Consider the following 26,465-nt stretch of genomic DNA (forward strand, 5'->3'; position numbering starts at 1 on the left):
CACCGGCCTGCATCCGTCACGTGCAGGCCACCCGCCGGACGGCGGCGTCACCGCCGTCCGGCGCCCTCACCCGAGTAGCGAAGCAAGGCAGGCGCCCATGCGTGAGCTGCAGAACCTGTACATCGACGGGACCTGGACCGCACCGGTCGAACGAACCGTCCTGGAGCGGACCGACCCGGCCAGCGGCAGGCCGATCGGCCGGGTCGCCCTCGACGGCGGGGCCGACGTCGACCGGGCGGTCACGGCCGCCCGCTCGGCGTTCGCCGCTTTCGCCGCCACCACCCCCGCTGAGCGAACCGAACTCCTGGAGACCATTGGCGCCGAGTACGCCCGCCGCGCCGAGGACATGGCGCTGGCCGTCACCACCGAACTCGGCTCCCCGCTGAACCTCTCCCGCACCCTGCACGTCCCCTCCACCCAGTCGCAGTTCCATAACGCCGCACAGGCGCTGCGCAACATGAAACTCGTCGAGGAGCGCGGAAGGACATGGGTCAGGCGCGAGCCGATCGGGGTGTGCGCGCTGATCACCCCATGGAACTACCCCGCCCTCCAACCCGCTGGCAAAGTCGCCTCCGCCCTCGCTGCCGGGTGCACCACCGTTCTCAAGCCGGCACAGCTAAGCCCCTACTCCGCAGTCGTGCTGGCAGAAGTCCTGGACGCAGCCGGTATCCCGCCCGGGGTGTTCAACCTCGTCATGATCCGCGGCTCGGCCGTCGGAGACGTACTGAACGCGCACCCAGAGGTCGACATGATCTCCTTCACGGGCTCGGGACCCGTCTCGGTCAGCGTGGCCCCCACAGCCAAGCGGCTCGTCACCGAACTCGGCGGCAAATCCCCGCAGATCGTGCTGCCCGACGCAGACCTGGACACCGCCGTGAACACGGCCGTCCTTTACGCCCTGGGCAACAGCGGGCAGACATGCGGCGCGGCGTCGCGCACCCTGGTTCCCCGCGAGCGCCTGGACGAATTCCTGACCGCCCTCACCACCAGGGTCCAATCACTGAAAGTCGGGGACCCCCACGCGCCGGACACCTTCGTGGGTCCCGTCGTCTCGGCCGACCAGTGGGACACCGTCCAGGGCTACATCCACAAGGGCATCGACGAGGGCGCCCGGCTCGTCACCGGAGGCCCGGGCAAGCCCGACCTCCCCGACACACTGCGTGGCGGGCATTTCGTCAAGCCCACCGTCTTCGCCGACGTCACCAACAACATGACCATCGCCCGCGAAGAGATCTTCGGCCCCGTCATGTCCGTCATCGCCTACGACAGTGTCGAGGACGCCATCTCCGCCGCCAACGACTCCCCGTACGGGCTGTGCGGATATGTCACCGGCGCTGACTCGCTGCGGGCCCGTGCCGTCGCCGAGCGGATGCGCACCGGCTACGTCCTGATCAACGACGCCGACTTCGACTTCAACACCTCCTGGGGCGGCTACAAACAGTCCGGAAACGGCCGTGAATGGGCCGACTTCGGGATCGGCGAATACCTGGAAACCAAGTCCATCGTCGGAGTCACCGCCTGAGCACGCTTCAGCCCAGTCATCTCCTCCCCTGCTGCACCTGCCGACCAGGACAGCCGATCCCACGGCACGTGAAGTGGTGCTTCCGCAAAAGGCGCGGCGCATGCGCCACAATCACGCGAACCGGTCTCCACCGCGCTGCAGCGCGCCTCTCCGCCTCTCCGCCCATCCGTTCCATGCGGAAGTCATCGACATCACGAGGGATCACCACGCATGAGTCCGCACGCACCCCGCCGGCGCAGGCTGCATACCCGAGCGGCAACCGGCCGGGTGACGACGATCGAGCTGTTCTTCGACCTCGTCTTCGTCTTCGTCATCACCCAGGTCACCCACCACATTGAGTCCCACCCCGGCTGGGAAGGCCTCCTGCACGCGCTGCTGCCCCTGACCGTGGTGTGGTGGATGTTCCTCGGCTTCAGCTGGCTCACCAACGCGGTCCGCCCCGATGCCACAGTGATCCGCCTCCTGCTGATCCTGGCCATGATGGCGTTCTTCATCATGGGCCTGGACCTGCCCTTCGTCTTCGACACCGACGGCCTTGCCTTCCCCCTCGCCTACCTGGCGGCCGTCGCCATCCACTGCCTGCTGTTCCTGACCGCCGACCGGGCATCCGCGAGAACCGCCATCCTGCGAACCGCGCCCTTCAACGCCTGCGCGGGAATCCTCATCCTCATCGCCCCGTACCTTCCCGAGGCCCTCACCTGGTTCTGCTGGGCCGCCGCTGTCCTGCTCCTGTTCTTCCTCTCGCCGATGCTCGGAGGCATCCGCGGTTTCGTCATCGAACCGCACCACTTCGTCGAACGGCACGGACTCATCGTCATCCTCGTGATCGGCGAATCCATCGTCGCCATCGGCATCGGCGCCCAAGGCCCCGTAGCAGGCCCCACCCTGGCCCTCGGCGTCGTCCTGGGCCTCGCCGTGGCCGCCGGCATCTGGTGGATCTACTTCGACGGCGACGACGTCCGAGCGGCGACCGCCCTGGAAAGCTCACCCGAACGTCGCCGCGAACTCCTGGCCATCTACCCCTTCGGCCTCGGCCACCTGGTCATGGTGATCGGCATCGTCCTCATCGCCGCAGGCATCACCGATGCCATCCACCACTTCGGTCATCACACCAACTCCTGGTGGCTCGGCTGCGGAACCGCGATCTTCCTGCTCGGACACGCCGCCTACCGGGCCCTGCTCGGCACCGGCCGCACCACCGAACGCCTGCTCGGAGCAGTCGCAGCCGTGCCTCTGGGCTGGGCCACGAGCTTCGCCGGATGGGCCATCACCGCTGCCATGGCCCTCCTCGTGTTGACTATCGCCACGGCCGACCATTACCAGGCACAGCCCGCGCCAGCCGCTGACTGACCAACTCGACAACCAACATCATCCATCAAGTTGGCACACCCACATCGGCCGCATCAACGCCATTGGATCCTGCATCCGCCGTCCCCTGATGGCGAGTTCCATGAGGCGCCCCCGGGCTACGTTTCGTGTTCTGGCCATGTCCTGATCTCGATGAAGGAGAAGGTGTTTCCGTGATCACGGTGATGTCGGTGAACGCGCTGAATCTGTACGGCAGCGACGGTGAGCAGGCTCAGAAGCGGTTCGCGGGGATCGAAGCGCTGATCCGGGACCGTGATCCGGATCTGATCGCGGTTCAGGAGATCATCGCGGACGGAGAGAACCGGGCGGCGACGTTTCCCGCAGCGACGGTGGGCGTGCGCAGGCTGGCCCAGGCGGTGGACCGCTGCTGTGAGATCGACGGACAGCCCGCGGTCGCGGTCGGTGGGATCATCCACCACACCGCGGTGCTGTGGCGTGACTGCGCAAAGATCCGGCCCGTCAGCGGCACGCTGCAGCGTTTGGAGCGCGAGTTGGCCGGTATGTGGCCATTGCGCCGTGGCCGCGGTATTCGAAGTCGACGGCCGTCGGTTGCGGGTCGGTTCAGTGCAGTTATCGCCGTTCGATCAAGCCTGGGGTCAAAGCGATGCAACGCAACTGCTGCGGGTGTTTCACCGAGACAGCGTTCCGGGGATCTGTGGAGGCGACTTCAACGGAACCGGCGCGGAGGAAGTCCGGACAGCGACGGGTATCGCACGTCGGAGAGGTCGGCCCCGCGCACGCGGGGATGTTCACGCAAGACTGGTGAAGTTTTCGTAATACAGAGCGACGAATAGCCTTGGGGCGGAGCAGGTTCCTCGGCTGACGACTGGAATCAAGGACACACCACCGCAGGCACCTGTCAGGCGGGGAGTCGACCGGTGTTGTGCAACCACTACGGAACTCGTCCTCGACGAACGCTGACCAGACCGCACCGAGGTGTTTGACGTCGCACGGCACCCGCCCGGTGGGCGGCGGACGGCGCCGGCCACCGGTCGGGTGCTGGCCGGTCAGGCGGTGCCAGGTCCGGGGGTCTTACTGGGTCGTGCGGTCGGTGGTGGGCTCGGCGGCCATCAGCGTCACCGCTTCGGTGCTGGCCTGGATCCGGGTGTGGCGGCGGACGAGCTCGGCCACGGCGTGGGAGAGCCGGGAGAGGTCTCCGGAGACGAGTGACGCTGTGGGGCGCTTGACGATCCGCGCGGCCAGGTCGGCGGCTTCGCGGGCGTCACGATCAAACTCGGCCTGCTCCCTGGCGACCGCGCGCACGAGCATCGAGGCGGCGGGCACGGAAGGGGTCTCTCGCTACAGTGCTCGTCGGCGCGGGGCCGGATGGCCACGCCCTGACTCCCTTGATCAGCGGTCTCAGGTCGTGTCCGAACGCCACCACCATACGAGCGATCCCCTCGGTACAGGGCACTCGACCGTCATTTCTCACCGAGTCGACGACGACCGGCGCGCGGGCGTGGCATCAGCGCGAGGAGAGCAACCCCGTCAGCAGTGCCGCGAGGACGGCGCTGACCACGGCCAGCAGCAGCAGTGGGGGCCGCGGTTCGTCCCACCGGCGGTAACGTACCCACCGGTACAGCAGCCCACCACCCACGACAACGATCGCCACGACAGCGGCGAGCGCGACGCGAGGCCCCAGATAGTCCACCGCTTCCCCGCCCCCGGGTGATCCGACCAGGGCGGCAGCCTACCGCGCCCCACGCGGCACCAGACCGACGAGTACCAGCGGCCGACCGCGGCCGCTCACCGTCGCACCGGCCAGACCCCACGCCCGCACAACCGCAGCCCCGCCCCGAGGTCTAGGCCACCGATCCGCCGGGCATACCCACCCACGCAGCACAGCACGGGAGATCGCCGCACTCCCGCGCCGAACACACCTCGCGGCAGACCAACCCGACTTGTCCACACAGGATGAAAGTGGGCGGCGAAGCCAGCGGGAAGGCCGTGCTCCAGCAGTCCCGGACCACCGGTACCCGCAAGACGCATCCCCGCCGCTAGCGCCGCATTGCCGACGGTACCGCCGGAAGTCGTCCTGCAGCGGGGCCCCGAGGTAGACGCATAGGGCCGATCCAGGGGGTCGATCAGGGCCAGCAGCGCACCTCTCCTCTACCGGTCCTCACGAAGAAACTGTGCGCCGATGGCGTACACCCCGTCCTCGCCCGCACCGACATCCCCGGACCGGACTCAGCCGCACAACGGCATACGGTCCGCGTGGACCGCTGAACACCACAGCCAGACGGCCCCTCGCCAAAGGCCCACTACTGCCGACCAGGCCCCCATCGCCGTGGGATCACCGGCCATCGTGACCGCGGTCGCGGCACCAGCCGCACACCCCGCGACCGGTCAACGCTGTGACCCGCTCCCCACACCGAACACAAGCGATCAGCTCCCGTGCGAGTCCGGCGCGGACCTGCGGGTCGCACCACGGATGAAACCGCCCCGGCAACCGCATCCGGTGCCCGCACCCCGCACAGCGATCCGGTACCGACATCGCGGCACCTCCCGTCACCCTCGTCGGCCTCGCCCACGGGCCTCCCGCTGCGCGAAGGTGCTGTGGAAGGTGCCGAAGGTGCCGGGCTCACGTACCGGCACCTTCGGCATCTTCGTCGCCGCTGGCGTGGCCGTCGGGCAGGACCCATTCCCACCGGCCGCCGGCGAAACCGGCTTTCACCGTCCGGGCACCGATCTTGATCCGGGCTTTCTTGACCTGGTCCCGCGACAACCCCGCCGCCTCCGCCGCTCTGATCACCACCCCCGCCTCCGCCCGACCACCCGCTTCCAGCAGAAAGTCCCGGAGCCACAGACGCGCTTCCGCACTTTCGCAGCGCTCCTCGGACGAAACCGGAAGGTCAGTGAGCAGGTCGGCCACACCGCGCTCGCTCTCGCCGACCAAGCGGAATCGGCCCACCGACGTCAGCTGCCCGTCGGCGGCCGGAACCGACGCCGGTGCGATCACATACCGCAGCGACGGGGTCGTCATCGGGGCGAGGTTGGTTTTGATCACCGACAGCACACCCGACCCGTCCCCCGCCTCGGGGTCGCGGGCGAAACCGATCGCCGAACGGACCACCTGCCCAAACTCGGCCGACCCGGAAATCGCCAGCAACGGATCCGCACCCGTCGACTTCCGGAAATGCGCCACCCCCACCACCGCCAGCCCAAGATCCTGCGCCAACTGGGACAACGGCTCCAGCAACGACCGCACGGCACCTTGCTTGCCCAGGTCCGTCCCGGTCATGGCCGACAGCAATGCGTCCAGCACGATCACCCGCGCCCCCGTCTCCTCGGCGGCCCGGCGCAGTGACGGCACATCCACCGCCAGCGACACACCCCCAGCGACGATGTCGGTACCGACCGTGGTTTCGGTGTGGACCGCCAGGACCCGGTCCATGTCCGCGCCCGCGGCCACCAGGCGCGGCGCCACCGTGGCCTCCCACGAATCCTCGGTCGCCACATACAACACCGACGCTGCCCGCCCCTCCAGCTCACCCGCCAACCGGCCGCGCGAAACTTGGGCCGACAGCCAGGCCGCCGCCTGTGACTTACCCACACCTGCATGACCCACCAACAGGGTCGTCTCCCCCAACGGGACCCGGCCCGTCCACAACCACGCCCGCCGCCGGACCGCGATCTCCGACGCCCGACGCCACACCACCCGCCGCCCAGCACCTGCCCCGGCGGTCTCAGCGGTGTCGGGGTCCTGCTGCTTCCGCCGTGTCCGCTCCGCCAGGCCTTCAGCCGCCGTCACCCCGCCGGGATAGACCGCGCCGTCGGCCGGGTCGCACCACGCGTCAGCATCCGGATTCGACCGTCCATACGGGACACTCATGCACCCTCGCTCTGGCCCGGGTGCAGCGGCCTTCCGGTGGCCCAGTCCACCGGGCCACCCCCATATCCACCACGCCGGGCATACGCCTCCTTGGCCAGCACGCCGGGTAGACGGCGCCGACGCTCCAACTCCGCGAACGACGGAACCACCCCAACCTGTCGCCAGTCGGCCAGATCCGCGATCGAATGGGAGGCTGCGGCCTCGCCCCGGCGGCGGTCCCACTCGACCCATTCCCGGATCAGTTCGCGGACGTGAGGGGATTCGGCCAGCAGCGCCACCCTTGGGAATTCGGTCCGCAACCAGCCACGGAGATCCCGCCACGCAGCCGCCTGCGTGACGAGATGCTCGTACACACCGCGGGGAACCGAGAGCATGTTGTCATCCGGTGGCACCACATCTCCTCGAACACCGACAGAACCAGCCCGTCAGCCGTCGTGGCGCACCTGTGAGCGACGCAGGAGCTCGGACATCCCGACGTAATGCGCCAGCCCGGCCAAGCGAGCGAGTTCGTCAACGACACCCAGGCCACAACCACGACCGGCACGAGGCCAGCACACGATTGTGGAACGGGCGATCACCCTCACCACTCTCAGGCTCCCAGCCGATTCCGTCACCGGTTGCCGTGTGTCGAATCCCCCCACGCCCGTGTTCCCCACCTGACACACAATTCACCGCCACGCCCCGACAGAACAGGAGTCCGGTCGCCAGGGCGACCGGACTCCCGCAGTGCACTACACGACGCGGGCATACAACCGGCACGATCACGCTCAAACCGGCCGAAGCCGTGGCCGCGTCCGCATTTCCCGTTTTTCTAGTGGGGTCTGGTGTGCCGGGCGAGAGGATGCGGTTCACCGGTCAACACCGCCACCGCCTCAGCGACTTCATCCAGGCCCGCGCGGATGTAGGTGGTGGTGGTGCCACCGTCGGCGCCGTTGCTGTCGGTATGCCCGGCGAACGCCCGCGCCACCGCATACCCGAAATGCCGCTCCACCCACGTCAACGTGGTATGCCGCAACCAGTGCGTGCTGATCTGCTGCGCGGCCACCCACGGCATGTGTTTTCCCAACCTTTGCCACAAATAGTCGTAGCGGCGGGTCGTGATCGGCTTCCCGGTGCGATACCGCAGCAACTGGCCACCCGACGCCAGCGCACCCCGGTGCTCGGCGTGGTCACACAAATGCCGCATCAACGTCGGCGACACCGGCTGCCACCGCACCGAATCCCCCTTCTCCTGCAACAGAACCAGACACTGATCCGGATCCAGATCCTGTGGCCGCAGCGCCAGCGCACCACCACGCCGGCACGCCGTCTCGATATGCAACCGCAGAATCAACGTATCCAACTCCGGATCATTCCCGGTCGTGGCCGCGGTCTCGTTGATCTCGGCGATCCGGTCATCCGGCAACCCACGACGCGTATTCGGCAACCGCCGCGGTTTGGCCACCCGCCTGGCCGGATTATCGCGTTCGTCGATCAGCTCATCAGCCACCGCATGCCGGTAGACACACCGCAACGCCGCGATGAAATGCTCCACCGCACTTCGACCTCCCCGCGCGTTACGACGCCGCACCACCTTCACCCGCACCCGCTCGGCCAGACGCTCAATCTCCAACGCCGTCGGCTCATCCAACCGACGATCCCCCCACTCACCGACAATCCGCTTCCAATACGAGCCATACACCCGACGCGTCCCCGCCGACACCGCCTCCTCCACCTGAGGAACATATTCCGCGAACGTCGGCGCCACCGGCTTCACCTCAGGCACATCCAGCAGATCCCGTGGCGAGACCCCCATCCGCGACAGCAGCAGGCGCGCCGCCTCGATTTCAGCCTCACCCGGTGAGGACCGCTCCCCACTCACGACGCCCCACCTCCCTCGAGGAGGCGGGCGTGCTCAGCTGCCAGGAGGTCCTCCACAGCCCACAGAGGCCGCACCACCAGCACGTCCTGTTCAAGATCAGCGGTTAGCAGGACGCGGTCACCGGTGCGGATGTGACACCGTGTCCGGGCGGCGATCGGGAGTACGAGACACGGCTGCCACGGCAGCCGGTGCACCGCGGTCGGGTCCGGCCGCAGCACCACCCGCTGCTCGATCACCCGGACCAACACCGGCTGTCCCGGCTCCCAGCCCAAGTCCCGCAGCAACGCCCGGTCCAAGACCCGGCCCGAACCATCCACCCGGGCCATCCCGTGGATCATCCTGGCCACCCGAGGCGTGGCCACCTCAGCCACCGGCAGTCCAGCATCCTGCCCGCGCACCGGAACACTCCGCGCCCGGCTCGGCACCTGGTCGGTGGACGGCACAACACCGGGCACGAGACGCTCACCCATGGCCACCACCCCGGTGACCACATCCGGGACAGCAAGAGCCGCACCAGCGAAAACTCCGCTGGTGCGGTGCACACGTACACTCTACGCTTTGGGGGTATACCACCAACTTTTGTGTCCGAGGACGGACTTGCACACTAACCACCCGCCTCGTACTCCCTGACCCCGACTTGGCGGGGCCTGCGACTTCGAAACAGGACCCATAACCTGACGGGTCATGGGATCACTCCCCCGTTGTCTACCATTACCTGACATGGCCAGGGAGTTTCGCAAATGCGAACGCCACTAGCGGCGACTAATTGCGAGCGTCTGACGTTGTTAACCATGGGAAAACCATGGAGTTGATCTTGAGGTAGGAAACCGACACGTAGCCGCCTCAACCAGACCGCTGCTAGTTCACCGGCAAGCACTACGCATCGCACCCCCGCGACTCCGCCGTCCACATCGCCGAGACCGAACCACTCACCGGCACAGTCGGCATGTCCCCGACCAGACATCCCGCTCGTCCCCCATCACACGCCTCCAACGTTAGGGGCGGGCCGCGCCACGAGGGGGTGCGCGTGACCGGCCCGAACGGCCCGGCGGCCTTCCCTGCCACCGAACGGCCCCACTATAGAACTGGAGTTCGAGTGATCGCTACCGCGCCCGGCGCGTCGGGTCTTCGACCTGGTGCTGTGGGTGCACGGTCATTAGTCGGGGGATCCTGGTTGGAGGGCTGGTGGCCGCAAGGAGGAGGGGCCATGGAAGCGCGAGTGAGCACCTACACAGGCACTTCCGCACGGTTTGAAGAACTACTTGAAGGCATGGACCGAATAGCGGTAGCGCGGGAGCTTGAGCAGCTCGCTGGTTTCCAGGGGGTCGACGTCCTTGTTGACCACAGCGCCCGCAAGGTCCTGACGATCACGTACTGGGACAGCGCTGAATCCGCACAGGCCAGCGCTGGACCAGCAAATGCGATACGCGCACAGCTTGCCCACGAGAGTGGCCAGATCATTCAGAGTGTGGAGACCTATGAGGTCTGGCTGCGGCTCGGCAAGGCCTAGCCGTGTGGCGTGGGCGCCGCTCAGTGCGTGCTTAGGTCCGGGTGCCGGTAGCTGCTGCGATCGTGGCGTGCACGGCTCCGGTCCCGATGGTTCGGCGGACTTCTACGGTGATCTCGGAGGTCGCCGGACCGTCCGGGTGCCACCAGCCGCTGGACTCGCGGACTCTCTGCATGTACGGCCCACCGCAGAGGGAGCACAGCCAGGCAACCCACTACGTCGCCGGAACGCTGGCATGCCCGTAGGAACTGGCAAGCCGCCCACTCTCGCAGCGCGCCCAGCACGGGTCCGTTGAACCAGTCCAGAAGGCCGGCGTCTTCGGCGCGGAATCCGCGGTGTGCCCCTCGCGCCTCGGCGGCCTCGTGCTCGTCGTGCTCCTGGTCCTCGTCGCCTGGTGCTCGTTGAGCTTCGGTTCATCACTGCGGCCCCTGCGCGGTTCCTGGCCGCCTGCCGTCCTTCTGCGCCCCGGCCTGGCCGGGGCTTGCATACAGCTGGCAGGCGGCCCCGCAGGGGCCGCCCTTGAAAAATGAGGAAAGGTAGCTCTGAACACGCGAATCTTGCGCGCTAAACGCCGTTCCGTCCCGTCGGGTCGGCTGCTGGGACACCCAACGGGACAGGCGGACATGCTAGATGACCTGCGAGGTCAGCTGATGAACTCGGCATGGGACGGCCCATACGTCGTGTCCCGAGGCGTCCCCAAATCGGTAGCAGGGCCGCACAGACGACGCGCAGCACCGGGACACGGGGACCTGTCCCGAAGTGGTTCCGGTTGTGTTATACGGCGCGGCCTTCCGATTCGGGGTCGGCCGGATGGTTCAGCACGCGGGTACGTGCGAGTCCAGAAGGCGAAGCAGGGCTTCCTTCCTCGTTCGACACGGAACGTAGGAGACCCGAGCCATCATCGGCCCAAGTGCGTACCACTTCTTGCCCTTGATGCCCTCTGATCCAAGTACCCGATCAGAAGCTCGTTCTCCCCTGAGCCACAGAGGACGATCCATCGCCCTGTCTGCTGGAAATCCGACGACCGCTCGACGCGAACGGCGTCCAGGTCCACGGCCTCGTTTCGACCGACCGGCCTCGGACACCGTTGCACCTTCGACGGTTCGCCAGTTTCGTCCGCTGCGCGATCCTGCACGGTATCGGTACCCGAGCCGTGGTCTTCCGTAACACTTTCGTGACGTGCGCCTTGGAAGAGCTCGGCTCCGCGCGCTTCCGAGCTGACCCGGCGATGCCGTACGCACTCGCGAGCTCAGTTGCGGCCATCAGCAGATCGTGGATTGCCTGCCGAGGGTCGGCACCGTTGGTCATTGCCCTCCGCGTGGCCACCATCGCGGCATCGGCCCGTTCGAGCGCTTCCCAGTCCTGCCCGCCTGCTGCTTGCAGGCGCGCCCGCCGGGCTCGCTGCCGACACGCTGCGCCGTGATATCGCGCCCGGCGTCCGCGACCGGCCCCTGGCAACAACGCCTCGCCGCATCCCAAGCACACGCGATCAGACATCGAAAGCCCAATCGTGAAACATTTCGTGACATGCGCGCCGCCAACACGATGGCGGGGGTCACGAAACGATGGTCGAAAAGTTCGCGGCAGCACCGACCGGAGCACCGAGCCATCTACAGGCGGCGCAGTCCATCTAGGACAGCCACACGGACCTCGCGCGACGGCTCTGCGAACCCGCCGATCGGAGGTCTCTGCAACTCCGCGATCGACAAGATTCTGGTTGGTAGATCCGGGTTGAGATCGCCCTGCCACGCCGTGACGTAGCCGTCCGGCTCGGTCGAGGCGATGCCGTCCCACCCGTGCGGCGGACACAATCATCTGTCAGCCTGACCGTTCGGGAGTCCTGGTCTTCCCCCTTCGCGGATCCGAGTAACGAGTTCGTCCAGCGTCGTCACCAGCACGTCTCGATCTCTTGCGGTGCCGAGCCCCAGAGGTAGGTAGCTGGCGGCGTCATCAAGAAACCACTGCGCCTTTCGCACAAGCACGGCCATCTGAGGATCCTCGGCCGAGATTGCGGGCTGAACGTTCTTGTTCTCCGCGGCAGTCGCGGCCATGAGCCGCAACAAGCAGGCGCCGCACGGAGAGCACGGACAAGCTTTGCCCGGCTCCAGAGGATTCGTTGGGTCGGTCGTTTCCTCCACGTCCGCCGGGCGAAACCTCAGCACCCCCGCTGCGTCCGCGACTACGAGACCCTGCCCGAACATCACGAAGCCATGGTCTACATCGCCATGACCATGACCATGTCCCGACGCCTCGCATACACCGCAGACTCGTAACCTCACCGTTCAGACGCCCTCTAATACCGTGATCTGATGGCGCAAGGCGAGGATCTCGACGTCCTTGTCCCGGTCACTCATCGGTCGCGGGCCCCGAAGGTGGGGCTCGCGGGGCCGAGTGACGAATTCGCTAGCCTCGGGGGCGAAGGCCGTAGGTGAGAATGGCGTTTCCGGCGCTGGTGATGGCGCTGTCGAGGAGGCGAAGGCGGGTCAGCGGCACCGACTCGTCGAAAAGGCGGGTGCCTTCATCGGTCACCACGGGGTGCATGGTGAGGGTGAGGGTGTCGATGACACCGGCGAGGAAGAGCGAGCGGGTGGTTCGCACGCCTCCCGCGACGATGATGTCGCCATCGCCCTGCTGCTGGAGCTTCTGCACGTAGGCGACCGGGTCGTCGTTGATCACGGTGCTGTTCCACCCGAGGTCACCTTCGAGCGTGCTGGTGACCACGTGCTTGCGCACCGGGTTGATGAAGGCGCCGAACGGGTCCTCGGCGCCCGGCCAGTACTCCGACCATTCCTGCCACAACGTGCGGCCGATGACGACGTCGGTGGCGTTGCCGAGGGCGCGGCCCATGAACTCGCCCTCTTCGGGACCGAAACAATCGAACTGCCATTGGTCGGGCGCGTGCACGACGCCGTCGACGGTGGAGAACAAGTGGGCCGTGGTCTTGCGAGACATCGCTGTGCCTTTCGGTTGTGGTTAATCATCGCGATGCCCGGTAGACGAGGCGAGCGACACGAACTGATCGGTCGCTCGCCGATTTTTTCAACCAGTCGCCACCAGCTCGCTTGGCAGGCCGAGCTCGGCGAACACGGCCGGCCCCATGAAGTGGGTCAGGCCTGCGATCCGGCCGTCGCGCACGTCCACCACGTGCAGCGCGAACGGCTCCCACCGCTGGTGGCCGACCGGGTGGTAGACGGCCGCGGCAGGGCCGCCGTTGGCACGGGTCGGCAGGACGCGGGAGCCGCGACACACCTGGCCGGGGCCGCGCCACCAGGCCTCGACATCGGTCGCGCCCCGCAGCCACAGCGCATACGGCGGCATGCTGAACACGGCGTCCTCGGCGAGGAGCTTCACCAGCCGGTCGACGTCGTAGGCCTCGAAGGCGGCGACATAGGCCTCGAACAGCGCCCGCTCCGACGCGTCGTCGATGGCACGACGGTCGGCCGGGTCGTGGTCGGCCAGTGTGCGGCGGGCCCGCGCCAATGCGGAGTTCACCGAAGCCACGGACATCGCGAGCAGCTCCGCGCACTCGGCCGCCGACCATGCCAGCACGTCTCGAAGGATCAACACCACGCGTTGCCTCGGCGGCAGCAGCTGCAGCGCGGTCACGAACGCCAGCCGCAGCGACTCGCGATGCACCGCGATCTCGGCGGGGTCCGCGCCCACCCGGAGCCGGTCGTCGGCGACCGGCCCGACCCAGCACTCCGCCTCCCTGGTTGTCAGGCCGGCGAGGTCGTCGGGCACCACACCGGGGCCGCACATGTCCATCGGCAAGGCGCGCCGCTGCGGGGCGCGCTTCATGTCAAGGCAGATGTTGGTGGCGATCCGATACAGCCAGGTACGCACCGACGACTGGCCGGCGAACCCGTCCCCGCGATTCCACGCCCGCAGCATCGTCTCCTGCACGGCATCTTCGGCCTCCGGGTAGCACCCGAAGAACCGGTAACAGTAGCCGAGCAACTCGCCGCGGAATTCCTCCACCTGCAACGGATCGATGACGGGCACGATCTCGAGCATAGTCGAGGCGCCGCGGCTGGTGCCCGCGTTCGCCAAGGTCACTCCGGTCAAACGCGACCGGAGTGGACGACGCGTCCATTTCGGAACGCGAAACTGACGTGCGTCTGGGCTCCATCGGCGTCGCACGCCGATCCTCACCCAAGTTCCCAGACGCCCTCTAAGACCCGCGCAACACCAGCCACGCAGGGAACACAAGCAGGCCACCGAGCACCACCGGATCGCGCCGTAAACCACACCAGCCCCCAGCAGCGGCCAGAAGTCGGTGAACGGGGCGACCAGGCCGAAGCCGCACCGAGGGTGATCGCGACGCGCCTGCCTCGACGACCGCTGCCGGTCCAGCGACTCGTCGTGGCTGGGCGAGGAGCCTGTCGGGAACAGCGAGCGGCACCCGTTCACGCGGTCGTGATGGAATTCCGGTGAGCCAGCATCACGGCTTTCGGCCAACGCCCCCGACGATAAGGTGCTCCGCGTCGGTCACCGGGCGCAGGCGAGGGCCGTCGGGCCACCAGTCGTGGAGGTAGGACAGGCCGGGTTCCACGATCTCCAGGCCGTCGAAGTAGGACTGGATCTCCTCGCGGGTGCGCCAGAAGCCGCTGCCCAGGTTGGCGTCGTGGAAGGATTGCTCGGTGCGGCGGGCAAGGTCGGCGTAGTAGCCGTTCTCGTCTTGCGGGTTGAAAAAGTGCGTCAACGCGAGGTACGAACCCGACGGCAGTGCCTCGATGTATGTCCTCATGATCTCGTGTGGGTGCAACTCGTTCGGGACGTGGTGGATCGTTCCGCACTGGATGAGCGCCAGTGGCGTGTCGAAGTCGATGTGGGTTCTGATGGTCGGATTCGACAGCAGCTCGTCCGGCTTGGTCAGGTCGGCGCTGACGAAGTGGGTGAGGCCGCTTTCCTCAAGCAACGCCCGCCCGTAGGCCAGGCACGCGGGATCGTTGTCGACGTAGACGACCGAGGTCTCGGGCTCGATCCGCCGTGCCACCTGGTGAGTGTTTTCCCTGGTCGGGAGACCGGAACCGACGTCGAGGAACTGCGTGATGCCTGCCTCGCGGGTGAGGAAGCGGATGACCCGCGTCAGCCAGTGCCGGTTCTCGATCGCCAGCAGCCTGGCCTCCGGCAGTACCTCCATGGCCTGATGCAGTACCGCGCGGTCCACCTCGAAGTTGTCCTTGCCGCCAAGGAAGTAGTCGTAGGCGCGGGCGACGCTGGGTACCGAAGTGTCGATCTCAGGCGACGGTGGGGTCTCACTCACGAAGGTGATGTTGACACACTCTGCTCACGAGGTGGACCCCTGTATCCGGATGAGTTTCCTTACCGACGGCATGGGTGCTTCAAGCGGAGATCGCCGCCGCAACGGCGTCCCGGCGTGGCCCGAGTTCAGTCGTGCTTGTCCAGACGTGTTGTCGCGCTGGACCAGCCGCGCTACGGGCGCCGTGAGAGTCCCCTGCGCCTCCCGCGGGGTGGCAGAGTCGGATTTGCTCGCCCGATCAGGACTTCGAGTTGCCACGACGTGGGAGGAGGTCGCGCTCCATAGCCTCGACGACGGCAGCGGTGCGGTCGCTGACATCGAGCTTTGCGAAGATTCGCAGCAGGTGGGTCTTCACGGTGGCCTCGGTGATGTGGAGCCGCGCGCCGATCTCGGGGTTGGACAAACCCGCGGCGACCTCTTGCAGAACGTCGGTCTCGCGCGGGCTCAGCGTGACCGGCGTCGGAACACGCATCCGGGCGACCAACCGGGCCGCGACGCGCGGAGCCAGCACTGTCTCGCCACGCGCCGCGGCGAGGACGGCACTGGTGAGCTGGTCGCGGCCGGCATCCTTGAGCAGGTAGCCGACAGCGCCGGCGTCGATCGCCCGCTCGATGTCGCGGTCGGTGTCGTAGGTGGTCAGGATGAGCACCTACGTCGCGGGGTGGTCGTCGACGACCCGCGCCCAGGTAGCAGGGGTCGTGATAGGTGACGTCCTCGGCGACCGGAGCGACCGGGACGAGCCGCTTCTCGCGGACCAGCTTGTTCAGCAGCTGGGTGTGGTGCACGACCTCGAAGTCCCCGCCCAGCTGCGAGTACTCATTCGCCAGGCTGTTGAAGCAGTGCGCACACGTGGCGACGATCTTGCGCTTGCCCGGCTCCCGGCCCTCGAACAGCATGTCCCAGTGGTTACGTAGCGGCTTGGCTTCTTCCACTCCGGTGTGCTGCCGTCGTCGACGCTGAAAACCACGGTTCGGCGCGTGCCCACCCAATCCCACCCGTCCCGCAACACCTTGCCAGGTGGCCCACAAGCAACTGGACAGCACCTCGGCGTCGATCGCTCGCCACCATCGGTGGCCTTCCTGACCGCAGTCTTGGTTTCCAGGACGCAAGCGCCGAAAACATCCGGCTAGAGCTCAACTTCCGGATCCGCACCAGGGCCGATTGGATCAACGATATGGTCTGCCCGACAAGTGACTCCGTGCTATCGGATTGCTGCGGAGAGAAGCGTGTATCGAGGCGGCGAGGTCATGCGCGAACAACATCGCGAAGGCGGTCTCCATGCGGAGAGCGACGAAGCGCACCACGAAGTGCCCGAACAGTCCGAAGTCACGAGCTCGGACGGTGCCGAAGAGCCTCGCACCACCGAAACCGCGGGTGAGACCGTTGCGCAGACGCCGGAGACCGGAGAAGCACCGCAACCGCTGGCGGAACTGACCGGCGCGGTTTCCGCGCTCACCGAAGAGGTTCGCGAGCACCACGCCAGAGCGGCGGCGCGGGAACGGGTCATCGACAACCTGCACGCTGAGGTGGAACGCCTGCGGGCCGGCGAGCAGAGTCTCCTGCTGCGCCCGATCGTCACCGACCTCCAGAACCTTCGCAACGATCTGCTGCGCCAGGCCACCACCCTGCCCACCGAGGTCGACCGAGAACGGACCGCGGGTCTGCTGGAATCCTTCGCGCTCAGCGTCGAACTCGCCCTGGAACGCTGCGGCAGCGAGCCGATCCGTCCGGCCGCCGGGGACCGGTTCGACGCGCGCGAACACCGTGCGGTCAAGCTCGTTCCCACCGACAGCGCCGAGCAGGACGAGACGGTCGCCGCTGTCGTGGCCGACGGGTACCGGGACACCGGGAACGACCGCATCACCGCTCCGGCCCGGGTGCACGTGTACCGGTGGAAGCGCGTCGAAGTCGACAGCACGCAACAGGAACAGGAGAACGCGGATGCCTGACGAGAACCTCAAGGTCTTCGGCATCGACCTCGGCACGACCTACTCGGCCATCGCCTACGTGGACGAGACCGGACGGCCCGCGGTGTGCCGGAACACCGACAGCCTGGAGACGACGCCATCGGTGGTGTTCTTCGAGAACGAGTCCAACGTCGTGGTCGGATCGGTCGCCAAGAACTCCGCGATCACCTATCCCGAGCAGGTCGTGTCGCTGATCAAGCGGGAGATGGGCGGAAAGGCCGTCTACGACTACCACGGCACCACCTACACCCCCGAGTCGATCTCGGCGCTGATCCTCAAGCAGCTCGCCCAGGACGCGGCCTCGCACACCGGCGGCACCGCGCACCGGGCGGTCATCACGGTGCCCGCCTACTTCGGCATGCTGGAACGCACCGCCACCAAGAACGCCGGGAAGATCGCCGGGCTGGACGTGATCGGCATCGTGCCGGAGCCGGTGGCCGCCGCCCTGCACTACGAGGCGACCAGCGATGCCGAGGACAAGACGATCCTGGTCTACGACCTGGGCGGCGGAACGTTCGACACCACCGTGATCCAGGTGTCGTCCGAGGAGATCGTGGTGCTGTGCACCGACGGCGATGACCACCTCGGCGGCGCCGACTGGGACGCCCGGCTGCGGGACTACCTGCTTGAGCGGTTCACCGAGTCCGCCGGTGCCGACGCCGAGGACGACGAAGAGTTCATGCAGTCGCTGGCCACGACGGCGGAGGAGACGAAAAAGCAGCTCTCCCGCACCGAATCCCGTGCCGTCGCACTGCGCGGCGCGGGCAGCAGCGCCCGCATCGAGGTCACCCGCGAGCTGTTCGAGCAGGAGACCAGGGACCTGCTGGACAAGACGATCGAGATCGTCCGGCGCACGCTGAAAACCCTCGCCGACAAGCAGCCCGGGACGACCATCGACGAGGTGCTGCTCGTCGGCGGCGCCACCAAGATGCCCGCCGTCGCCGAGCGCCTGCGCAGCGAGTTCGACTGGGAGCCGAAGCTGCACGACCCGGATCTGGCCGTGGCCAAGGGTGCCGCGCTCTACGCCCTGGGGCGCGTGGTGCACCGGGAGAAGGAGGAAGCGGAGAACGCCGGTGGCACCACCGCGGAGGTCAACACCCGGGTGGCCGAGGCGGTCGACTCGATGGCCAAGCGGACCGGGATCTCCTCGCGGACGTTGGAAACCCTGGCCGCGAAGCAGACCCGGAACGTGCTGCCGAAGGCGTTCGGGGTCAAGCTGGTCGACACCAGCGAGCCCGATTGGCAGCGCAAGCCGCAACGGCACTACATCCACCACCTCGTGCACGCCAACGACCCGTTGCCGACCGAGGTGCGGAAGCTCGACGCCGCCACCGTCGAGGAAGGCCAGCAGGGCGTCGAGATCGAGCTGTTCGAGCAGTCCGGTGTCGTCGCCGGACCGGAGCTGGCCGAGAACAAGGCGCTCAACGAAGGCAAAGGGCTCATCGACGGTCTTCCGCCGCTGCCGGCCGGCTCCCCGGTGAACATCCGGATGACCGTCGACGCCGAAGGGCTGCTGGAGCTCAACGCCACCGAACCCAGCACTGGCAGATCGCTGGACATCAAGGTCCGGGTGAGCGTGCGCAGTGACGAGGAGGTCGCCGCGGCGACGGAGGTCGTCGCCGGGATCACGGTCTCCAGCTGATGACGTTCGACCCGAAGGACTACGAGCAGAAGGTCGTCCGGCCGCTGCGGGGGCGCAGCGGCCGCCTGCCGGACGACCTGGTGGCGCGCTACGCGCTCCGGCTGGACTTCGCCGACGCCGACGTGGCCCAGCGGGTCGGCGAGATCCGTTCGCACTGGAACAAGAGCGCCCAGTCCACCGCGAAGTCGTCGTTCGTGCGCAGCGTGTACAAGGCGTTCCTGCGCGAGGACGAGGAGCTACGGCGCCGGCACGGCGACGACATGTTGCGGATCTCCTGGTGGCGCGACCACGACGCGGCGCGCACCGGCAGCCGCAACCAGCACGTCGACGAGCTGGTCACGATGCTGCGCACGGACTTCGGGGATCTCGGTCTGATCACCTCCCGGCAGCTCGAAACGATGCGGGAGACCTTCGGGCAGCTCGCGCCGGAGGAGGTGGACCAGGCGCTGGACATCGCCGGAGTCCGGCTGAGCACCCCGGTCGAGCTGCCCGGTACCAGCGGCCTGCGGGACACGCTGTACCGCCGGTTGAAGTCGCTGCTCACCGAGGCGGAGGTGGCCAGCATTCCCGAGCTGCTGCACGGAGAACTCACGAGCCTGCGGATCCTCACCTCGTTCGACAGCACCCCGACTCGTCCCACCGGGCTATCCTCCGAGGCGGTGCGGCATGCGATCGACCGCGAGAACCGCCGTTCCGGCAACCGGGCCGCCCGCGAGGCGCTCGGTCTCCTCAACACCGCCGTCACCGCCGACGGCGTCGACCTCCGGACGCTCACGCTGTTCCACCTGCTCGACGACGTCCGCAGGCATCACGAGAACCGGGCGCCGGCATCGGTGCTGTTGCGGCAGCTGCGGCTGACCAAGCTCGACGAGGACGAGGCCCGGCAGGCCGTGGCAAGCGTGCTGGACGAAACCGGCGGTAGCGGCCCCAGCGCGTCTCCCGGTCTGCCGAGGGTCACCGAGCTGCTTGAGGACGGTTGTCTCGTCGCAGCCGAGCAGGCGCTCACGGGCATCGTGGACACCGACGAAGCGCAGAAGGCCCGTGAACTGGTGGAGCGCCAGTCCGCCCGGTTACGGGAGCTTCGCGACGCCGCGCACCGAGCGCTGGCCGATGACGACGAGGAGCAGGCCCGTCACCACCTCCGGCAGGCCGCGGGGCTGGCCGCCGACGACGACGGGATCACCGCGGAGCTGCGCCGGATCCCGCTCCCACCGGTGCTGGAGGTCTCGGCGCACCCGGACGGGCTCGCCGTGCGGGTGTCGTGGCGCCCGCCGGCCAGTCACGAGGCGGGCACCCGCTACCGGCTTGTACGTCGCTCCGGCCGGATCCCCGTCGATCCCGAGGACGGTGCTGTCGTCAGCGAGGACACCGGGTCGGTGGTGCTGGACGACAGTGCCCCGGCCGGGATCGTCACCGGATACGCGGTTTTCGCCGCGGTCGAAGAAGGAGTCTGGTCCCGTCCGGCCGGAGCTGAGATCGAGATCCTGCCACCGGTTCACGACGTGCGCGTGAAGGTCGACGAGGGCGCGGTCCAGGCGAACTGGAAGGTCCACCCCGACACCATCGCCGTCGACGTGCTCCGCAGGGACGGCTCCGGCGACGCCTCGGTGGCGACCACTGGGACGACGTCGTTCCGGGACAGCGGTGCCGATCGCGGGAGCGGCAGCGCCTACCTGCTGACCGCCCGCTACCGCAGATCTGACGGCACCGACGGCGAATCGACCGCCGTGCGGGTCGAAAGCAGCACCAGCCGCCGGGCGCCGACACTGCCGCCGATGACCGGGCTGGAGTTCCGGCGTTTCGGCCCCGAGCTGGTGCTGTCCTGGACCTGGCCGGAGCGCGCCAGGGTCGCCGAGGTCGCGTGGACCGACGCGGATGGATCCGGCCACCGTCGCCTGACCAGACAGGAGTACCAGGCTTCCGGCGGCTGCCGGATCGAACCGGGCCGCGGGCTGGTCCGGGTGCGGGTCAGCGGTGTCGCCGAGGACGGCGCGGCGTGGTCGTCCCCGGTCGAGATCGACGTCCGCGACCTGCCCCCGCACATCGGCTACACCGTCCGGCGCCGATCGCTGCCACTGCTCGGCGGCACCGCGCGGGTCACGTTGACCGCGGACCAGCCGGTGCCGACGTGCGCGGTGCTGGTGGTCGTCGCGCGAGGCCGGGTCATGCCGGTCCGGCCGGGCGACGGACAGGTCGTCCACCGCCTGGAGCAGGAGTTCCGTCCGGGAGAGCCGGTCGAGGTCTCCGTCCGGCTGCCGAAGCTGCGCCGCCCGTACTGGCTGCGGTGCTTCACCGAGACCGCCGGGGTCCGGCTCGTCGATCCGCCCACGACACAACTGAAAGCCACCTGATGCCCAGGATCGCCTGCCCCTACTGCTACAACCAGTTCCAGTCGGCCGATCTCCGCTACCAGTGCACCGGCCGGGCCGCGCCGGGGAGGGACCGCTGCGCCAAGAGCGTCGACGACGAGCGGCAGCGGCTGACCGGCTACTCCTCCCCGTCCTGGCCGACGTTCGCGCCGCCACCGTCGAGACTCCGGCTGCCGCAACGGAAAGCGGCCTGCCCGGACTGCGGCACGTCGACAGGCATCCGGGCCTGCCCGGTCTGCCGGACGCCGCTGCCCGCGAACTTCGCCGACAGCCGGAGCCCGCTGATCGGCATGGTCGGCGGAAAGAACTCCGGCAAGACCGTGTACACCACCGTGCTGGTGCACGAGCTGCGCCACCGCATCCGCCGCCGCTTCGACGCCGACATGTCCTTCGCCGGGGAGCAGGCGGGAGTGGAGACCGCGAGCTGGCTGGAACGCTACGAGCACGCGCTGTTCGACGACAGCGCGCTGTTCGAGTCCACCGCCAGCTCGGCGGACGGTATCCGGGTACCGCTGGTCCTGCAGTGGCGGCAACCGCGCCGTTCCCTCGGGCGCGAGGTGCACAGCACCACCACGCTGTCGTTCTACGACGCGGCGGGCGAGGACATGACAACCCAGGACTTCGTCAACAGCCAGTCCTACCTCGGCGCGGCCGACGGGCTGATCGTCCTGCTCGACCCGTTCCAGCTTCCCGGCACCAAGGATCGGATCACGGTTCCCGACGCCGGCCGGCGGGACACCGAACCGCCGCTGAGCGTGCTCGACCGGATCACCGAACTGCTGCGCACCACCGGCGGAATCGGCGGCAAGCAGCGGATCCCGGTGCCCATCGCGGTCGTGTTCTCCAAGATCGACGCCTTCTACGGAATGCTGGGCGAGGGGCACGCCCTGCTGCGCGAGCCTTCCCCCGGGCCCTACTACGACGAAGCATCGGGCCGGGACACCGACGAGCACCTGCGGTCCCTCCTCGCCGAGCTGGGAGCCGACGACATCGACGCGCATCTGCGCGCGCACTACAAGACGTTCCGCTACTTCGCGGTGTCCGCGCTGGGTGCCGAACCGGACTACGACCGCAAGTTGATCGATCCCGGCGGGGTCCGGCCGTTCCGGGTGGACGAACCGCTGTTGTGGCTGCTCGGCCTGTTCAAGGTCATCGAACGGAGTGGACGATGAGCTTCGAGTCGCTGTTCTACACGGACTGCCGCCAGGGTCAGGGACTGCGCGGTGGTGCGGGGTTCCAGTTCCAGGCGGTGTCCGCCGGAACAAGCCACGAGATGATGACGCTGGTCCAGCGTTCGGCGCTGTACGAGGCTCCGCTGGGCTGGATGCGTGCGAAGCGTCCCGTTGCCGACTACCCGCCGTCGCTGACGCACGTCCACGACGGCGTGTACGCCACCGCTCGCGGGGTGTACCTCGGAACCGAAATGGGCGGCGTCCGGGAGGGCAACCAGTTCACCCACGCAGTGTGCACTGTGGACCCCCAGGCGTACGGGCCGATCCGTCCCGCTCAGCTCTGGGGGGCGCCGTGGTGGTCCGAGCAGCCCGCGGCCGGCACCCAGTGCGATCCGGTGCCTGCCGAGCCGGAGCCGGGCCCGTGCGGGGTCGAGGCGGTGCGGGACTGGGTCCTGGGCAGGCCCGACGGCGAAAGCTGGCTGGTGGCCGTGAACTCCGCGCTGGAGCGGGTCCACCACCGGGATGCCCGGCGGCTCGTGTTCGTCGGCGCCGACGCCGACGAGATCGTGCGCTGGATCGCCGCCGGAACCCTGCTGCTGCCGCAGGAAACCGCGCTGCGCATCGGATTCCGCGTGTTCGCGACCAACCCGCAGTACAGCAGGCACGAGGTGCTCGCGCTGCATCCGGACTGGGCCGGACAGCTGGCCGACACCGCGCGGGACGACGGGTTCGTGGTGTTCAACCTCGAAACCGGGAGGCACTCACCTGTCGAACCGTCCGGGTCGGCGCAGCACTGGGTTCCCCGCTTCCTGCGCGCCGACCCGTTCGACGTGATCGACGCGGTGGAGCTGGCGCACCGGTTCGCCCGCGAGGGAAACCGCGACCGCCCCACGACGGCCGATCGGCTGGTCAGCGGTGTGCTCACGTTCGGCGACCCGGTCGACAACCACGCACACGCGCTGGAGCTCGCCGACTGGCTGGTGTCGTCGTCCACGGCCGACGCGCTGGAACCCGTGGTCGAGGCGATCATGTCCGAGCGGCCTTCCGCTTCCGTGCTGCGCAAGCTCGCCGAAGCCGTCCGCACCGGCCCCGTGGAACTCGCCGTTCAGATCCGGCATGCGCTGCTCCGGGCCCAGCTCGACGAGATCGTGCGGGGCGCTCGGAACATCGACCTCGCGCCGCTGCCGCCGCTGCACCTGCCCCAGGCCGACCAGGATCGGGCGCTGACGCTGGTCGAAGCGGCGGTCGGCAGCATCCCGCCGGAACAGGTCGACCTGCTGTTGCAGCTCGCGGCAGGGTTCGGCCTCACGCCCCGGCTGGACCGGTTCGGCGCCGCCGCCGCACGGTTCGTCAGCTGGTGGGCGGACACGCCGGGCGCACCGATCAGCCCGATCCGCTGGTCGTGCGGGCCGCAGCTGATCGACCTGCTCCGCGACGAGTTCGCGTTCCGCCTGCGCGGCCCGCATGCCGAGCAGACCGCCACGATGATCCGTGAACACTGGTGGCCGCTTCTGCTGCCGACGGTCACCGATCCGTTCATGCGGCTGGACGCCATCGTCGCCGGCGCAGCGGTGGCCGCCGGCGGGCAGAACCGCCAGGACGCCATCGGCGCCTTCCGCGCCGCGTTGCGGGAGTCCGGGCGCCCCGGCACAGCGGACACGGTGTGGGACGCGCTGTTTCAGCACTCCCGGCCTTCGGTGACCGAGATCGTGGAGTTCCTCTCGTCCGCCGAGATCTCGGATTCCTTGGCGCAGAAAGTCCTTGCCACGCTGAATGATTCCGTGGTGGACGACCGCTATCTCGACGTCCTGCACGCACTCGGCGACCAGGTGCGGACAGAACCGTTGGTAGCACTGCGCAACGAGGACCGGGTGCTCCAGGACTGGATGCTCGCCGTGCAACGCAACCTCGACGCCGTGCCTCTGGACGACGTGTCGGCGAAGGTGCTGAACGCGCGAGCACCGGGTGTGGTGAACGTGCTGCTGGCCGCCGACCTGCCCAGGGGCAAAGAAGCTGTGACGCGAGGCGGAGAAGCGTTGCAGCGCATGCTCGTTCGCGAACTGGCCGTGGTCTGGAACAGCGACTCGCCCGACCAGCGCAAGGACAAGGCGGTCGGGCTCGCGTTCCTCATCGGCTGCTCCGACCCCGTGTCGGAGGCGATGCGAACGGAGTTCGACAAGGCGTTGGAGGCGTGGGCGACCCGGCACAAACAACCCGCGCACGTCCGGATCAGCCGGTTGCTCCGCGCCGAGGCCGCGAGCCACGCCGCCGAGTGGCACACGTGGCTTCAGGAACTCGGCAAGAACAAGGCCAGGAAGCCCTCCGCCGCGCGCCGCCTGTTCGGCCTGCGAAGAGAACGTGGTGAGTGATGCATCCTGTCGTCCTGCTCGTCGCTGTCGGGATGGGCTGCTTCGCGGCCTTCATCCTGCTTTACGTGGCGTTCTTCGCGGCGTCGCTCGGCTCCCTCGCCGGCATCGCATGGGCCTTCGTCATGGCCTGCATGACGCTCACCGGACGAACCCGCTGGCAGCCGGCGCTGGTAACGCCCCAGCACGTCGTCACCGGAACGGCGGGACTTCCCCGGTTGCGCGGTGACAAGCCCTACGGCCGGGACTGGGCCTGGCCCAATTACCTTGTCGCGCAATGGCGTTATGACTGGCTCGCGGTCTGGACCGCGTTGCGGCACACCGTCTCTTCCGGGTACCAGCGAATCCTCGACTGGCGGGTGGACTTCCAGAACAACGCGGTGCGGTGGGCGGTGCTGGCGGTGCCGTTCGCGGCCTGGACGGGCGTGACCGCCGGGCTGGCCATCGGCACCTTCATCGTGACGGTGGTCTGCGGTGTCGCACTGGTGATCGCCTGGGGCGGATGGGGCGCTGTGATCGGCGTGCTGCGCGCCTACGACGGCACCGTGCGCCGGATCCGCAAAGCAGACGCCGTCTGTCCCCATCCGCAGTGCTACTACAAGCAGAACGTGCCCGACTACAAGTGCTTCAACTGCGGTCGGGTACATCGGGACATCCGGCCCGGACTGCTGGGCGCGGTGTGGCGGCGCTGTGGCTGCGAAGCACGGCTTCCGACGACCGTGTTGCGCGCGGCCCGGAAGCTGACCGCGCTGTGCGAGCGCTGCGAGCGACCGTTGCGGACCGGGTCGGCCGCCGTGACCGGTGTCGCGCTGCCCGTGTTCGGCCCGGTTTCGGCGGGCAAGACCCGCCTGGTGTACGCGGGTCTGGTCAAGCTGCGCGACGAACTGGCCGCGGCAGGCGCCGCGCTGGAGTTCGACGACGAGTCGGGCAGGCAGGCGTTCGACGACGGTACCCGGCTCGTCACCGACGGCGGCAACACCGCGAAGACCCCGGCAGGCCAGCTTCCCGCCGCCATCACCGCCCGGGTCCGCCGGAAGCGCCGGGAGGCGCTGGTGAACCTGTTCGACGCGGCAGGCGAGTTCTTCGCGGACCGGGAGGACAACACCGAGCTGGAGTTCCTCGACCACGCGCGCGGACTGGTGTTCGTGGTCGACCCGTTCTCCATCCCCTGGGTGCAGGACCAGCTCGGAGGTGCGAAGGACCCGCGGGTGGTCGCCGCCCAGCCGGCGTCGAAGGCCCCCGAGGACGTGTACCAGGTGACGGTGCGCAGGCTGAAGGACTACCAGGTCGCGCTGGACCGCCGAGCGCTGGCGATCGTCGTGGTCAAGGCGGACCTGCTCGGCGACCTGCCGTGGGCGCGGCAACTGCTGTCCGGCGCGGTCCGGGAGTGGCTGAACACCGCGGGACTGGACAACCTGGTGCTGGCCGCGCAACGCGACTTCGCGAAGACCCGCTTCTTCGTCACGTCGTCGGTCACCGGAATCCGTCCGGGCAGTGCCTTGTCGCCGGCCGAGCCGTTCCTGTGGTTGATACGACGAGGCGGGTTCTCGATCCCGCGCGGCCGGAACAGCAGATCAGTCGAGGAGAGCGCATGAA

The 26,465-nt window shown here is 68.3% G+C and carries 20 protein-coding genes and 2 pseudogenes; 10 read left to right on the forward strand and 12 right to left on the reverse strand.

Annotation, left to right across the window (positions count from 1 at the left end; translation table 11 throughout):
• The first annotated feature begins 97 nt into the window (after positions 1-97).
• From ABD691_RS23535 to ABD691_RS23545, 3 genes are all read left to right on the forward strand, one after another.
• Complete coding sequence (locus tag ABD691_RS23535; RefSeq protein ID WP_344683140.1) at positions 98-1,522, forward strand: aldehyde dehydrogenase family protein; 1,425 nt, start codon at positions 98-100, stop codon at positions 1,520-1,522.
• 267 nt (positions 1,523-1,789) lie between these two features.
• The gene (locus tag ABD691_RS23540; RefSeq protein WP_344683142.1) at positions 1,790-2,872 is read left to right on the forward strand and encodes a low temperature requirement protein A; all 1,083 of its coding nucleotides are present in this window, start codon (positions 1,790-1,792) and stop codon (positions 2,870-2,872) included.
• A gap of 170 nt (positions 2,873-3,042) precedes the next feature.
• Positions 3,043-3,684 (forward strand): endonuclease/exonuclease/phosphatase family protein, encoded by a 642-nt coding sequence (locus ABD691_RS23545; RefSeq protein ID WP_344683144.1) that lies wholly within the window; start codon positions 3,043-3,045, stop codon positions 3,682-3,684.
• A 238-nt stretch (positions 3,685-3,922) separates the two neighbouring features.
• Here ABD691_RS23545 and ABD691_RS23550 read toward each other — a convergent pair whose 3' ends face one another.
• The 6 genes from ABD691_RS23550 to ABD691_RS23575 form a co-directional block, all read right to left on the reverse strand.
• Entirely contained in the window at positions 3,923-4,174 is a 252-nt protein-coding gene (locus tag ABD691_RS23550; RefSeq protein ID WP_344683146.1) for a hypothetical protein, read from the reverse strand.
• 181 nt (positions 4,175-4,355) lie between these two features.
• On the reverse strand, positions 4,356-4,541 hold the full coding sequence (locus ABD691_RS23555) for a hypothetical protein (protein WP_344683148.1): 186 nt from the start codon (positions 4,539-4,541) through the stop codon (positions 4,356-4,358).
• 930 nt (positions 4,542-5,471) lie between these two features.
• On the reverse strand, positions 5,472-6,722 hold the full coding sequence (locus tag ABD691_RS23560) for an AAA family ATPase (protein ID WP_344683150.1): 1,251 nt from the start codon (positions 6,720-6,722) through the stop codon (positions 5,472-5,474).
• Positions 6,719-7,114 carry a hypothetical protein gene (locus ABD691_RS23565; RefSeq protein ID WP_344683152.1) on the reverse strand — a complete coding sequence of 132 codons (396 nt, stop codon included), beginning with the start codon at positions 7,112-7,114 and terminating at the stop codon, positions 6,719-6,721. Before ABD691_RS23565 ends, ABD691_RS23560 begins: the two co-directional genes overlap by 4 nt.
• 419 nt (positions 7,115-7,533) lie before the next feature.
• On the reverse strand, positions 7,534-8,517 hold the full coding sequence (locus tag ABD691_RS23570) for a tyrosine-type recombinase/integrase (protein ID WP_344683512.1): 984 nt from the start codon (positions 8,515-8,517) through the stop codon (positions 7,534-7,536).
• A 62-nt stretch (positions 8,518-8,579) separates the two neighbouring features.
• Entirely contained in the window at positions 8,580-9,053 is a 474-nt protein-coding gene (locus tag ABD691_RS23575; RefSeq protein ID WP_344683154.1) for an AbrB/MazE/SpoVT family DNA-binding domain-containing protein, read from the reverse strand.
• 737 nt (positions 9,054-9,790) lie between these two features.
• Between ABD691_RS23575 and ABD691_RS23580 the strand changes: the two genes are divergently transcribed.
• Positions 9,791-10,093 (forward strand): hypothetical protein, encoded by a 303-nt coding sequence (locus ABD691_RS23580; protein WP_344683156.1) that lies wholly within the window; start codon positions 9,791-9,793, stop codon positions 10,091-10,093.
• Positions 10,094-11,901: 1,808 nt separating this feature from the next.
• On the opposite strand, the gene ABD691_RS23585 is transcribed toward ABD691_RS23580, so the two are convergent.
• From ABD691_RS23585 to ABD691_RS23610, 6 genes and pseudogenes are all read right to left on the reverse strand, one after another.
• A complete protein-coding gene (locus ABD691_RS23585; RefSeq protein ID WP_344683158.1) occupies positions 11,902-12,294 on the reverse strand; it encodes a hypothetical protein in 393 nt (130 codons plus the stop codon).
• Between the two features lie 199 nt (positions 12,295-12,493).
• Positions 12,494-13,042 carry a dihydrofolate reductase family protein gene (locus ABD691_RS23590; protein WP_344683160.1) on the reverse strand — a complete coding sequence of 183 codons (549 nt, stop codon included), beginning with the start codon at positions 13,040-13,042 and terminating at the stop codon, positions 12,494-12,496.
• Between the two features lie 87 nt (positions 13,043-13,129).
• The gene (locus ABD691_RS23595) at positions 13,130-14,092 is read right to left on the reverse strand and encodes a sigma-70 family RNA polymerase sigma factor (protein ID WP_344683162.1); all 963 of its coding nucleotides are present in this window, start codon (positions 14,090-14,092) and stop codon (positions 13,130-13,132) included.
• Positions 14,093-14,531: 439 nt separating this feature from the next.
• A complete protein-coding gene (locus ABD691_RS23600; RefSeq protein WP_344683164.1) occupies positions 14,532-15,356 on the reverse strand; it encodes an SAM-dependent methyltransferase in 825 nt (274 codons plus the stop codon).
• 235 nt (positions 15,357-15,591) lie between these two features.
• Positions 15,592-16,002: pseudogene (locus ABD691_RS23605) on the reverse strand (LuxR C-terminal-related transcriptional regulator); the annotation flags it as partial.
• Positions 15,938-16,246 (reverse strand): annotated as a pseudogene (locus ABD691_RS23610) (Fe-S oxidoreductase); the annotation flags it as partial. The pseudogenes ABD691_RS23605 and ABD691_RS23610, both read right to left, overlap by 65 nt.
• A 354-nt stretch (positions 16,247-16,600) precedes the next feature.
• On the opposite strand from ABD691_RS23610, the gene grpE reads away from it, so the two are divergent.
• Genes grpE through ABD691_RS23640 form a run of 6 tightly spaced genes read left to right on the forward strand, consistent with a single transcriptional unit; the run spans position 16,601 to position 26,464 of the window.
• Complete coding sequence (gene grpE, locus ABD691_RS23615; RefSeq protein WP_344683166.1) at positions 16,601-17,302, forward strand: nucleotide exchange factor GrpE; 702 nt, start codon at positions 16,601-16,603, stop codon at positions 17,300-17,302.
• Complete coding sequence (locus ABD691_RS23620; RefSeq protein ID WP_344683168.1) at positions 17,295-18,962, forward strand: Hsp70 family protein; 1,668 nt, start codon at positions 17,295-17,297, stop codon at positions 18,960-18,962. The genes grpE and ABD691_RS23620 overlap by 8 nt, the downstream gene beginning before the upstream one ends.
• Positions 18,962-21,313: a SaeA-related protein gene (locus ABD691_RS23625; RefSeq protein ID WP_344683170.1), complete on the forward strand. Its 2,352-nt coding sequence runs from the start codon at positions 18,962-18,964 to the stop codon at positions 21,311-21,313. Before ABD691_RS23620 ends, ABD691_RS23625 begins: the two co-directional genes overlap by 1 nt.
• Positions 21,313-22,503, forward strand: coding sequence for a TRAFAC clade GTPase domain-containing protein (locus ABD691_RS23630; protein WP_344683172.1), 1,191 nt, complete (start codon positions 21,313-21,315; stop codon positions 22,501-22,503). The genes ABD691_RS23625 and ABD691_RS23630 overlap by 1 nt, the downstream gene beginning before the upstream one ends.
• A complete protein-coding gene (locus ABD691_RS23635) occupies positions 22,500-24,872 on the forward strand; it encodes a GTPase-associated protein 1-related protein (protein WP_344683173.1) in 2,373 nt (790 codons plus the stop codon). Before ABD691_RS23630 ends, ABD691_RS23635 begins: the two co-directional genes overlap by 4 nt.
• Positions 24,872-26,464: a TRAFAC clade GTPase domain-containing protein gene (locus ABD691_RS23640; protein ID WP_344683175.1), complete on the forward strand. Its 1,593-nt coding sequence runs from the start codon at positions 24,872-24,874 to the stop codon at positions 26,462-26,464. The genes ABD691_RS23635 and ABD691_RS23640 overlap by 1 nt, the downstream gene beginning before the upstream one ends.
• Position 26,465 lies beyond the last annotated feature (1 nt).

Source organism: Saccharopolyspora taberi (assembly GCF_039534165.1).
GTDB lineage: Bacteria > Actinomycetota > Actinomycetes > Mycobacteriales > Pseudonocardiaceae > Saccharopolyspora_D > Saccharopolyspora_D taberi.

What these genes read in the sequence shown, in the direction of transcription:
- ABD691_RS23635 (WP_344683173.1), top strand. Translation starts at nt 22,500, where the DNA reads ATGAGCTTCGAGTCGCTGTTCTACACGGACTGCCGCCAGGGTCAGGGA.
- ABD691_RS23630 (WP_344683172.1), top strand. Translation starts at nt 21,313, where the DNA reads ATGCCCAGGATCGCCTGCCCCTACTGCTACAACCAGTTCCAGTCGGCC.
- grpE (WP_344683166.1), top strand. Translation starts at nt 16,601, where the DNA reads ATGCGCGAACAACATCGCGAAGGCGGTCTCCATGCGGAGAGCGACGAA.
- ABD691_RS23620 (WP_344683168.1), top strand. Translation starts at nt 17,295, where the DNA reads ATGCCTGACGAGAACCTCAAGGTCTTCGGCATCGACCTCGGCACGACC.
- ABD691_RS23590 (WP_344683160.1), bottom strand. Translation starts at nt 13,042, where the DNA reads ATGTCTCGCAAGACCACGGCCCACTTGTTCTCCACCGTCGACGGCGTC.
- ABD691_RS23575 (WP_344683154.1), bottom strand. Translation starts at nt 9,053, where the DNA reads ATGGGTGAGCGTCTCGTGCCCGGTGTTGTGCCGTCCACCGACCAGGTG.
- ABD691_RS23560 (WP_344683150.1), bottom strand. Translation starts at nt 6,722, where the DNA reads ATGAGTGTCCCGTATGGACGGTCGAATCCGGATGCTGACGCGTGGTGC.
- ABD691_RS23535 (WP_344683140.1), top strand. Translation starts at nt 98, where the DNA reads ATGCGTGAGCTGCAGAACCTGTACATCGACGGGACCTGGACCGCACCG.
- ABD691_RS23580 (WP_344683156.1), top strand. Translation starts at nt 9,791, where the DNA reads ATGGAAGCGCGAGTGAGCACCTACACAGGCACTTCCGCACGGTTTGAA.
- ABD691_RS23640 (WP_344683175.1), top strand. Translation starts at nt 24,872, where the DNA reads ATGCATCCTGTCGTCCTGCTCGTCGCTGTCGGGATGGGCTGCTTCGCG.
- ABD691_RS23570 (WP_344683512.1), bottom strand. Translation starts at nt 8,517, where the DNA reads ATGGGGGTCTCGCCACGGGATCTGCTGGATGTGCCTGAGGTGAAGCCG.
- ABD691_RS23625 (WP_344683170.1), top strand. Translation starts at nt 18,962, where the DNA reads ATGACGTTCGACCCGAAGGACTACGAGCAGAAGGTCGTCCGGCCGCTG.